The sequence below is a fragment of the Bradyrhizobium altum genome (genome assembly GCF_020889705.1).
GTDB lineage: Bacteria > Pseudomonadota > Alphaproteobacteria > Rhizobiales > Xanthobacteraceae > Bradyrhizobium > Bradyrhizobium altum.
In genome coordinates, this window is record NZ_JACMYP010000282.1 from 1 (window position 1) to 10,849 (window position 10,849).

At 64.8% G+C, this 10,849-nt stretch carries 11 protein-coding genes; 2 read left to right on the forward strand and 9 right to left on the reverse strand.

Features of this window, described 5'->3' with window-relative positions:
* Positions 1–50: 50 nt before the first annotated feature.
* From H8B02_RS39790 to H8B02_RS39820, 7 genes are all read right to left on the reverse strand, one after another.
* Positions 51–851, reverse strand: a complete 801-nt coding sequence (locus tag H8B02_RS39790; RefSeq protein WP_212311886.1) for an enoyl-CoA hydratase/isomerase family protein — start codon at positions 849–851, stop codon at positions 51–53.
* Between the two features lie 41 nt (positions 852–892).
* Entirely contained in the window at positions 893–2,053 is a 1,161-nt protein-coding gene (locus H8B02_RS39795) for an acyl-CoA dehydrogenase family protein (protein WP_018269158.1), read from the reverse strand.
* 18 nt (positions 2,054–2,071) lie between these two features.
* The gene (locus tag H8B02_RS39800) at positions 2,072–3,139 is read right to left on the reverse strand and encodes an acyl-CoA dehydrogenase family protein (protein WP_229171172.1); all 1,068 of its coding nucleotides are present in this window, start codon (positions 3,137–3,139) and stop codon (positions 2,072–2,074) included.
* Between the two features lie 230 nt (positions 3,140–3,369).
* Entirely contained in the window at positions 3,370–4,221 is an 852-nt protein-coding gene (locus H8B02_RS39805) for an IclR family transcriptional regulator (protein ID WP_229171173.1), read from the reverse strand.
* Between the two features lie 2 nt (positions 4,222–4,223).
* Positions 4,224–5,357, reverse strand: a complete 1,134-nt coding sequence (locus H8B02_RS39810) for an NADH:flavin oxidoreductase/NADH oxidase (RefSeq protein WP_229171174.1) — start codon at positions 5,355–5,357, stop codon at positions 4,224–4,226.
* 58 nt (positions 5,358–5,415) lie between these two features.
* The gene (locus tag H8B02_RS39815; RefSeq protein ID WP_229171175.1) at positions 5,416–6,633 is read right to left on the reverse strand and encodes an ABC transporter substrate-binding protein; all 1,218 of its coding nucleotides are present in this window, start codon (positions 6,631–6,633) and stop codon (positions 5,416–5,418) included.
* 15 nt (positions 6,634–6,648) lie between these two features.
* A complete protein-coding gene (locus H8B02_RS39820; RefSeq protein ID WP_229171176.1) occupies positions 6,649–8,277 on the reverse strand; it encodes an AMP-binding protein in 1,629 nt (542 codons plus the stop codon).
* Positions 8,278–8,470: 193 nt separating this feature from the next.
* Between H8B02_RS39820 and H8B02_RS39825 the strand changes: the two genes are divergently transcribed.
* Together H8B02_RS39825 and H8B02_RS39830 are read left to right on the forward strand one after the other, a co-directional pair.
* Positions 8,471–9,232 (forward strand): N-acyl homoserine lactonase family protein, encoded by a 762-nt coding sequence (locus H8B02_RS39825; protein WP_229171177.1) that lies wholly within the window; start codon positions 8,471–8,473, stop codon positions 9,230–9,232.
* Positions 9,233–9,350: 118 nt separating this feature from the next.
* Positions 9,351–10,133: an SDR family NAD(P)-dependent oxidoreductase gene (locus tag H8B02_RS39830; RefSeq protein WP_229171178.1), complete on the forward strand. Its 783-nt coding sequence runs from the start codon at positions 9,351–9,353 to the stop codon at positions 10,131–10,133.
* 93 nt (positions 10,134–10,226) lie between these two features.
* Here the strand turns inward: H8B02_RS39830 and H8B02_RS39835 are convergent, their stop codons facing one another.
* Together H8B02_RS39835 and H8B02_RS39840 are read right to left on the reverse strand one after the other, a co-directional pair.
* Complete coding sequence (locus tag H8B02_RS39835; RefSeq protein WP_229171179.1) at positions 10,227–10,505, reverse strand: GlsB/YeaQ/YmgE family stress response membrane protein; 279 nt, start codon at positions 10,503–10,505, stop codon at positions 10,227–10,229.
* Positions 10,506–10,541: 36 nt separating this feature from the next.
* A partial coding sequence (locus tag H8B02_RS39840; RefSeq protein ID WP_229171180.1) for a YidB family protein occupies positions 10,542–10,849 on the reverse strand: 308 nt, incomplete at its 5' end.

Genomic DNA, 10,849 nt, shown 5'->3' on the forward strand with positions numbered 1-10,849 from the left:
TGGGTCCCAGCTTTCGCCGGGACGACGCGTTGAGAGAATGGCGCGAGGTCTCACCGCCCCTTGAAGTTCGCGACGCGGCGCTCGGCGGTAGCCTTGACGCCTTCCTTGAAGTCTTCGGTCGCGCGCAGCTTGGTCTGCTCTTCCAGCTCATGGTTGGTCGCGGCTAGCACGCGGTCGGCGAGCCCGGCGCGCATCGTGGCGCGGGTCGAGACCAGGCCGAGCGGCGAGCACTCGGCGATCTCCTGCGCGAGCTTCATCGCCTCGGCCCGCACCTGGTCCTGCGGCACCAGCACGTTGGCAAGGCCCCAGCGATAGGCTTCCTCGCCGGTGACGCGGCGGCTGGTGTAGAACATCAGCTCCGCATTGTTCTTGCCGATCAGTTCGGGCAGCGTGGTGGTCAGGCCGAAACCCGGATGGAAACCGAGTTTTGTAAAGTTTGCCGCGAAACGCGCCTCGGGGCAGGCGACGCGGAAGTCGGCGGAGACCGCAAGGCCAAGGCCGCCGCCGATCGCGGCGCCGTGGATCGCCGCGACGATCGGCTTCTTGTTGCGGAAGATGCGCACCGCCTGAACGTAGAGATGGTTGATCGGCAGGTTGGAGGCCGGATCGCTCTTGGCGCGCTCCTCCTGCTCCTGGCGGACCGGATCGCCGAAGTTGGCGCCGGCGCAGAACGCCTTGCCTTGGGCTGCGAGCACCGAGGCGCGGATCTCGATATTGTTGTCGAACTCCTCCAGCGCGTCGGCGATCTGGTTGATCAGCGCGACGTCGAAGAAGTTCAGCGGGGGCTTGCGGATTTCGATCAGGCCGACATGGCCGTGGGTCTCGACGCCGATATCAGTATACTTGGTCACGATCTGTCCTCGTTGAATTAGCGAAGGCCGAGCCCGCGCGGCTAGCGCAAACCGAGCCCGCGGGCGATGATGCCGCGCAGCACTTCCGTGGTGCCGCCCTGGATCGTCAGCTTGGGCGCGGTCTTGATGGCGAAATCGAGCTGCTTTTCCAGCGTCTCGCGATTGGTCGCGGTCTCCTCGACGAACGCCGCGAGATCGCGGACGCGATGCGGCAGCTGTTGCTCCCACACCGTGCCGATGTCCTTGACGATGGAGGCCTCCACCACCGGCTCCTTGCCGGCCTGCAGCATGCCGGCGACCGACACCGACATGCGGCGCATGGTGTGCACCTGCGCCACCAGACGGCCGATACCCTCGGCGCTGCGGGTATCCGGGTTCTTGCCGACGGCGCGCACCAGCTCGGTGAGCACGTAGTACGTTTCGAGGAAGCGCTCGGGGCCGGAGCGCTCATAGGCGAGCTCGGACGTCGCCTGCTTCCAGGCGCCGTCGACCTCGCCCAGCACGTGATCGTCGGGCACGAAGTAATCGGTGAACACCACCTCGTTGAATTCGAACTGGCCGGTGATCTGGCCGATCGGATTCACCTGGATGCCCGGCTGCTTCATCTTGACCAGGAACTGGGTCAGGCCGTGGCGACGGTTTTCCTTGGTCGGCGGCGAGGTGCGGAAGATCGCGATCATGTAGTCGGCGATGTGCGCCGACGAGGTCCAGATCTTGGTGCCGTTGATCAGATAGCCGCCATCGGTCTTGGTGGCGCGGGTCTTCGCCGCGAACAAATCGGAGCCGGAGTTCGGCTCGCTCATGCCGATCGCGAAGCAGACCTCGCCGCGGCAGATGCGCGGCAGGATATCCATCTTGATGTGCTCGGGCGCGTATTTCAGAAGCACCGGCCCGCTCTGCCGGTCGGCAACGAAGAAGCGCCGGGTCGGCGCGTTCGCCACCCGCATCTCCTCGGTCACCACATAGCGCTCGAGGAACGAGCGTTCCTGGCCGCCATATTTCTTCGGCCAGGTCATGCCGAGCCAGCCCTTGGCGCCGACGCGGCGGGAGAATTCCGGCGCGTCATTGTCCTCGCGATTCGGCGCGTGCGGATCGAAGGTGCCGGCGGCGATTTCCTCGGCGAGGAAGGCGCGCACTTCCTTGCGGAGCTGCTCGCATTTCTCCGGCAGGCGGATCGGATCGAAACGAAGGGCTGCGGTCATGATGTCTCTGTCCTGATCTCAGCGCGAAGCCACCAGCGGCCACAATTCATCGGCGCCACGCTCGGCGACGAGCTTGCCGAGCTCGACCGCCCAGTAGCTCTCCGAGCCGAAATCGTCGCGCCACGCCAATGCGCGCAGCGAATAGCGGTGCAGGATGTGCTCGATGGTGAAGCCGATCGCGCCGTGCACCTGGTGGGCGATGCTGCTGCCTTTCTCGGCCGCTTCCGAGCAACGGATTTTCGCCGAGGCCGCTTCGAGGAACACTGCGTCATTGTCGAATGACGTTGCGCTAGCGATGGTGTCGGCCGCGGAGGTCGCGGCAGCCAGCGCCGCGGCGGACTCGCCGGCGAGGCGGGCGAGGTTATGCTGCACCGCCTGGAACTTGGAGATCTTCTTCTCGAACGCGACGCGCTCGTTGGAATAGCGCACGGAAATGTCGAGCATCGATTCCAGCGCGCCCGCGATCTGGAGCGACCGCACCACGCCGCCCATCAGCATCAGCGTGGTCTGGTCAAAGCCCTTCGGCGCCGATTTGGTCGTGACCGGCTGCACCTTGTCGAGCGTGACGGTGTCGTTGTGATCGCCGCCAAGTCCGACGCCGGATTCGATCCGGCACTTCGCGGCATCGACCAGCGCGATCGAGATGCCGCCATTGTCGCTCGCCAGCACCGCGAAATGTTTTGCGTCCTTCGCAAACGGCACGCCGCGGGCACGGCCGGAGAGCGAGCCGTCGGCGCCAACTGTGACACGGTCCTTAGGGCCTGCCGGCAGCACGGTCATCTCGCCTTCCGGGGAGGTGATCTTGCCCTGCGTCAGCAGCCAGCCGGCCAGCATTGTTTCGGCCAGCGGAACAGCGATCGCATGCCGCCCGGCGACGTTGAGGACGCTGAAACCTTCCGCGAGACTGGCGCCGGAACCGCCGAGATCATCTGGCACCCACGAGAGCGGCAGGCCGGCTTCGGTCAACGCCTGCCACAGCGGCGCCTTCCATGCGCCGTGCTTGTCGTGATTGATGGTTTGGGCATCCGCGAGATCGGCGAAAATCTTTTCCGCGGTCTCGGCGACGATGTTCTCACTCTCCACCACAGCGTTCCTCGTGTTGATTGGCTTGGGGCTCGCCGTTCGGCTGGCCCTGCTTGCGATGTTGTCTTGCGCTCAATGATGCGGAAAAGCCATAGCCGTGACAAGCGTTGCCCGCAGGGCCACTTGCACGGATGGCATGAAGCCGGACCGGGCCCACGAATTCCGCATAGTGAACTTTCGACCGCCTCGGTTTGTATGCCACGCGCGGCAGTGAATTGACCGGCGACATAAGTTCAGTCCGCCAGATGAAACTCGATCGCCTTCCGCATCAGGTCGGCGAACTCGGTCTCCTGGGTGACCAGCGCGTCGTTCAGTCCGGCCACGCACAGCGCCAGCGGCTCGTTCGATTCCGCTGATGGCGGCAGGTTCATTGCAACGGCGCCCGCGCCCGGCGTCACCAGGCCGAGCGAGAAGGCATGCCCCTTGGCGCGGACCTTCTTCAGCTCCAGCAGCAAGGCCTTGATGTCGATCTGCCGATCGGGTCGCGGCTCGTTCGCGTTGATCAGGCGCACCAGGCGGCGGACCTCCTTGTCCGGATAGGCCGACAGCAGCGCGTAACCCGATGCGGATCGCGCCAGCGGCCGCAGCGTTCCGGCCTTGACATAGAGCCGCATCGGCAATCTGGCCTGAACGATATGGACATATTGCGCGCTGAGCCCGTTGCGCACCGCAAGCATGATGGTCTCCCCGGTTTTCTCGGAGAGCTCGTTCATCAGATTGATCAGGCGCCCCCGCGTGAACAGCGCCGGGCTCAGCCAGTGCCCCAGCATCGAGATCCGCGGCGTCGGGATATAGGTGCGGCGGCTGGTGTCGTAATGCAGATAGCCGAACGCGGTCATCGTCCGCATCAGCGCCGAGGTGCTGGACTGCGGAAATTTGAGCGCTGCTGCGACCTCGATGGCGGAAGCGGCGCGCTGGCGCTCCTCGAAGAATTCGAGCACGTCGAACACGCGCCGCGCCGACTTGACCGCATTGTCCATCTTCGGCAGGTCGCGCGAAGTATCGCCGGGGAAATCGGGGCCGTCGAAAGACCGCAAGCCGGCGGCCGCGCCGGCCTTCGCTGCATCTTTCTTCGCCACCGGCATCGCTATCGTCCCTGCTGTGCCACCCGCCGCTTCAGCCACCAGCCATATTGCTCGGGCCAGCTCGTCCACTCGGGATCGCATCCGAGCGCGAGTGCCGTCTGCGCGGGCCAGTTCGGATTCCATAGCAGTTCGCGGCCGAGTGCAATAAGCGTCGCCTTGCCGTCCCGCAAGATGGCTTCGGCGTAGTCCGGCTCGCGGATCAGTCCGACCGCGACCGTCGGCATGCCCGCTTCCTTCTGGATGCGCTCGGCGAACGGCACCTGGAAGCCTGGGGTGCGTGACACCAGCGAATTGCCGCGCGGCAGCTTCATGCCGCCCGAGGAGCAGTCCACCATGTCGGTCCCGATCGCCTTCAGCTCGGTCGCAAACGCGATCGAGTCCTCGATCGACCAGCCGATGTCGACGCCGTCGACCGACGAGATGCGGACGAAGGCCGGCAGGTGGTCGGGCCATTCCTCGCGCATGATCGCAGCGATCCGCAGCGGCAGGCGCATGCGATTTTCGCGCGACCCCCCGTAGTCGTCGTTGCGGTTGTTGGCGAGCGGCGACAGGAACGAGTGCATCAAATAGCCGTGCGCGCAGTGCAGCTCGATCACGTCGTAACCGGCGGCCCTGGCACGGCGAAACGCCTGGCGGTAGTCGTCCACCAGGGCATCGATCTGCTCCGAAGTCAGCATCTGTGGTGCGGGCCAGCCGTCGTCGAACGGAATGCCGCTCGAGGCCGCGATCTGCCACGGGCCTTCATTGCGGGCCTTGATGTCGGCTTCGCCGAGCGGATTGCCGCCTTCCCACGGCCGCTGCGCCGAGCCCTTCCGGCCGCCATGTGCGATCTGGATCGCGGCCTTGGCGTTGAAGCTGTGGATCAGCGCCGCGAGGGCGGCATGGTCCGCGATATGCGTATCATCCCAGATGCCGAGACATCCATGGGTGATGCGTCCCTGGATGTTCACCGAGCTCTGCTCGACGAACACGAGACCGGCGCCGCCGGCGGCGAGCTTGCCGATATGCGCGGTGTGCCAATCGGTGGCGCGCCCGTCCTGCGCCGAATAGGTCGCCATCGGGGAAACCATGATCCGGTTCTTCAGTTCGAGGTCACGGAGTTGCAGCGGGGTAAAGAGCAGCGGCAGTTCGGTCATGCGATATCCAGCCTTGCTTGTGATTTCTTGCCTGTGGTCTTGCGAATTCGTGAGAGCATCATTTCTTCAGCAGCGGGCATGCGCTCTCCTCAGGCGTCGCAAATGCCTCCTTGCCCGGGATGACCTGAATCAGCTTCTCGTAGTCCCAGGCGCCCTTGGATTCCGCCGGCGACTTCACCTGCACGAGGTACATGTCGTGGATCAGCTGGCCGTCCTCGCGCAGGAAGGCATTGCGGGCAAAGAAGTCATCGATCGGCATGTCCTTCATCTGCGCGATCACCTTGGGGCCGTCGTCGGTGCCGGACTTCTCCACCGCCTTGAGGTAGTTCATGACAGCGGAGTAGAGGCCGGCCTGCACCATGGTCGGCCGCTTGTTCGTCTTGGCCATGAAGCGCGCGGCGAAGTCGCGGGTCTTGTCGTCGAGATCCCAATAGAACGCGGTCGCGAGCTGCAAACCCTGGGCGGCCTGCAAGCCGATCGCGTGGATGTCGCTGGTCTGCATCAGGAAGGCCGCCAGCTTCTGCTTCTGCGCCAGCCCGAATTCCTGCGCCTGCCGGATCGAATTAGCGAGGTCGCCGCCGGTGTTGGCGAAGGCGATCACATCGGCCTTCGAGCTCTGGGCCTGCAGCAGATAGGACGAGAAATCCATGCTGTTGAGCGGGTGCCGCACCTCGCCCGCGATCGTACCGCCGACCTTTTCCACGGTCTTGGCGGCGTCGTTGCGCAGGGCGTGCCCGAAGGCGTAGTCGACCGTGACGAAGTACCAGCTCTTGGCGCCTTCCTTGGCCAGTGCCCGAACTGTGCTGTTGGCGAGCGCATAGGTGTTGTAGGTCCATTGCACCGAATTGGCCGAGCAGCCCTTTCCGGTCAGATCGGAGGAGCCGGCCGACGACACCAGCATCGCCTTGTTCTTCTGCTTGGTGAGTTCGAGCACGGCGAAGGCGACGGCGGAATTGGCGAAATCGACGATGACGTCGACGTTCTCCTGCTCATACCAGCGCCGCGCGATGCCGGCGCCGATGTCGGCCTTGTTCTGATGGTCGGCATCGACCATCGCGATCGGCTTGCCCAACACCTTGCCGCCGAAATCCGCGATCGCCATCCGGACCGCTTCGACCGCACCGGGGCCGGCAGCGTCGGCATAGAGGCCGGCCTGATCGGTCAGCACGCCGATCTTCACCATGCCGTCGGAGATCTGCGCGTGCGATGGCGCGGCTGCGAAGGTGGCCGTCAGCAATGCAGCGCTCGCGGCGAGCCATCCGTAACTCGATGTCATTGTCCCTGGTTTCCTCTAGTTCGATTGCCTTATGGCGCTGGTCTTTTCTTGCCGCAGGTCGATCATGTCAGGATGCGCCTGCGGGTCCCGGTCCGTGCCGAGCAGCGTGTGCTTCTGGATCTTGTTGGTCGAGGTCAGCGGCAGCTCGCCGACGAAGGCTATCCATGCCGGCAGCTTGAATGGCGCGAGGCGCTCGCGGCAGAAGTGGAAGATGTCCTGCGCGAGTTCGCGCGAAGCGGCGGCGCCGTCGTTGATGACGATGAAGGCCGCAACCTCCTCGTCGCGGATCGGATCGCGCGCGGCAACCACCGCCGCCTGTTTGACCAGCGGCGACGTCGCGAGCACGGCCTCGATCTCGGCCGCCGAGATGTTTTCCCCGGCGCGCCGCACCAGGTGCTTCAGCCGGTCGACGAATACGAACGCGCCGTCATCGTGCTGCCACGCACTGTCGCCGGTGTGAAACCAGCCGCCGCGCCAGGCCTGCTCGGTGGCCTCGGGGTCCTTCAGATAGCCCGAGAAGAAGCCGCGCCGCGGCGTCGCTTCGGAATGACGCACGCAGAGTTCGCCGACCGTGCCCGGCGGCAACGCATTGCCGTCGGCATCGAGGATGGTCATTTCGAGGCCGGGTACGCTGCGGCCGATGGTGTTGGTTTCCAGATGGCGCGGCTCGACCGTGTTGAACGGGCTGCGTCCGGTCTCCGTCATGCCCCAGCCCTCGACGAACGGGATGCCGAAGCGCTCGCGGGCTCGCGCGCGCTGCTCGGGATTGGCACCGACGCCCATCGAGAAGCGCAGCGTATGAGCCTTCTCGTCCGGCGCCTCCGGCTGGGCGAGCAGGGCCGCGACGATCACGCCGAGATAGTGCAGCACGGTTGCGCGGCAGGAGACGATGTCGCGCCAGGCCAATTTCGCGTTGAAGCGCTCCGGCAGGATGAGGCAGCCGCCGGTCAGCATCATCGCGATCGGGGTCAGCGTCAGGCCGGCCATGTGGAACAGCGGCAGCGGGCTGTACAGGCGCTCCGTTCCGGCATGATACGTCGCCTCGCCGCCGTGGCTGAGGTACCAGCGGCCGGTCGACACCACGTATTCGTTGGTCAGGATGCAGCCCTTCGGACGCGCCGTCGTGCCTGACGTGTAGAGCAGCGCGGCCTCGGTCTCGCTTCCCGGCTCGCCGGCGCGAGGCGGCGACCGCCGGGCAAGCGGAATCTGCGTCACGCTGGCGCCGAGATCGTCGCCGGACACCTCGAGCACGGGCACCGTGCCGGTCAGCGCCTTCCGCAATTCCTTCTGATCGTGCAGCGCGACGATCAGGTCGGGCTCGGCGTGCGCAATGAGATACGCGATTTCCGCCGCGCGATAGGCCGGGTTGATCGGAACGATCGAGACCCCGAGACCGTTGAGCGCCAGCCAATGCACGATGAAATCGGGCCGGTTCTCCAGCAGCAGGCAGGCGCGGTGCCCATGTCCGAAGCCGGCTGCGCGGTATTGTTCGCGCAATGCGCAGACCTGCCGCGCAATGTCGCCATAGGACAGTTCGACGCCATCGGGAAAATAGCCGCGGTCGGGACGCGCGGGAATGCAGAGGAAGGGTTTGAACGCTGCCGCATCTGCGGTCGCAGCGAACACGCTGAACACGGTGTACATCGTGGCGAAGCTTCCCTCTGGCGGCCGCAGGTCGATGTCAACGATGCCGGTCCAGGAGAGCTGCTTCGTTGAGCGCGTTGCCGCGATCGCGGCGTTGCGCGGAAGCTATAAGGGTGGGTAATGTGCTGTCAAATTGATTATGAGTTTTCAAAAAACTCATATGTAGCTTGAGGCCAAACTGGGAGGTAACGAGATGAAGATGCATATGCTGTCGGGCGGGCGTCTGCGGATGTCCAGGCGCACCTATCTGCCTGATGCCGCGCGCGGCGAGATGATCGATCTGCCGGTCGCCTGCGTGCTGTTGCGGCACACGCAGGGCAATGTGCTGTTCGACACCGGATGCCATCCCGATGTCGCGACCCATCCCGAAGGGCGGCTCGGCACGCTCGCCAAATATATGCAGCCGATCATGCCGGCAGACGATCATGTGCTGACGAGCCTGAAGGCCGTTGGCCTTGGCCCTGACGATATCGACGTGGTGATCTGCTCTCACCTGCACACCGATCATTGCGGCTGCAACGGCTTCTTCAGGAAGGCGACGATCTTCGTTCACGCGCTCGAGGTCGAGGCCGCGAACGCGGATAACGCGCTCGATCGCGGATACATCAGGGCGGATTGGGATCATCCGCTGAAGATGGAGATATTCGACCGGCAGATGGATGTGTTCGGCGATGGCAAGTTGACGCTGGTCCCGCTGCCGGGACATTCGAAGGGAACGACCGGGGCGCTGGTCAAGCTGAATCAGAGCGGTGAATATTTGCTCGCGTCCGACGCGCTCAGCGTGCGCGCCAATCTCGATCAGCGGACCTCACCGAGGAACAGCCTCGACGTCGACCAGTTCCTGCACTCGCTCGACGAGATCGCGAGGCTCGAGGCATCCGGCGTCAAGATCATCTGCGGCCATGACGATGCGCAATGGGCCAGCCTGCAAAAGGGCCCGAACGCGTATATGTGAGGGCCTGTACCTGAGGCCCTGTACCTGAGGTCTTGGCGCGGTTTGCAGATGGCATCCCGCGCGATATGGTATGCCGCCGCCGGAGTTCATCTGGCTCACAACAACAAGGAAAATGCAGATGTCCAAGGATGGTTTGTGCGCGATCGTGACGGGATCGGCATCGGGCCTCGGCGCCGCCACCGCGCAAATCCTCGCCACGCCGGGCGCGCGCCTCATCATCAACTATTCCAACAGCAAGGCGGAAGCCGAGGCGACCGCGGAAGCCTGCCGCAAGCAGGGCGCCGAGGTGCTGGTGGTGCAGGGCGACGTCTCGCGCGACGAGGACTGCAAGAAGATCGCAGCCGCTGCGCAGGGCTGGGGCCGCCTCGATGTGCTCGTCAACAATGCCGGCACCACGAAGCATGTGCCGCATCACGATCTCGACGGCCTGACGGCGGAGGATTTCCAGCGCATCTATGCCGTCAACACCATCGGCCCGTTCCAGATGGTCCGTGCTGCGCGCGCCTTGCTCGAAGCCGGCGCGAAGGCCTCCGGCCGTCCCTCGGCGGTGGTCAACGTCTCCTCGATCGCCGGCATTTCCGGCGGCGGTTCGTCGGTGGCCTATGCCGCCAGCAAGGGCGCGCTCAACACCATGACGCAGTCGCTGGCGCGCGCGCTGGCGCCGTTGATCCGCGTCAACACCGTGTGTCCGGGCTATATCGATACGCCCTGGTTCACCAAGGGTCGTGGCGAGGCGGGCGCCAAGCAGGTGCGTGATACCGTGATCGCGCGCGTGCCGCTGAAGGTCGCGTCAACGGCTGAGGATATCGCCAATCTCGTCTGCTTCCTGGCAAGCCCGGCGTCGAGCAACATGACCGGCGAATTCGTCCGCATGGACGCCGGCATGCATCTCATTCAGTGAGTTAGTCATCCACGTCTTCGGAGTGATTGCAGAAACGAAAATGCCCGGGCATGGCCCGGGCATTTTGATTTTGAACCAGGACCGCGGCTGGCTTTACTTGTTTCCCAAATCCGGGATCACGCGCGCCGCGACCAGCCGGTTCCAGATGAACAGCACAACCAGCGCGCCGATCGTGGCGGTGATGAAGCCGGCGCCCTGTTCAGGACCGTAATGGCCGATGGCCTGGCCGATGAAGGTCGCGAGAAACGCGCCGGCGATGCCGAGCACGGTGGTGAGAATGAAGCCGCTTGGATTATTCGGTCCCGGCGACAGGAGCCGCGCGATGATCCCCGCGACAAAGCCGACGATGATGACCCAGATGATGCCGCCCATGACTTTCGTCCTCCTCAGATGGAATCAACGCTGGCGCTAAAGCCGGCCGTTCAGCTCGTCGCCGCTCGGCAGCCGGCCGTCCGGCGTCAGATGATTGATCGCGTCGGGCAGATACTGGCTCAGGCCCTGCAGCAATTGGTCGCGCGACATGCCGCTCTGCGACGCCAGCGAGTCGATCTGGTCGGCGCCGAGCGCGTTGGCGAGATCACCGGGCGCGATCTGCTTGTTGGGGCCGTTGCTGACCCAGGAATTGGCCGCGTCGCCGTGGCCCTTCTGCTGCAATTGGCTGAGCAGATCGCCGAGGCCGCCGCTGAGCACGGTGCCGGCTGCGCCGCCGGCGAGCA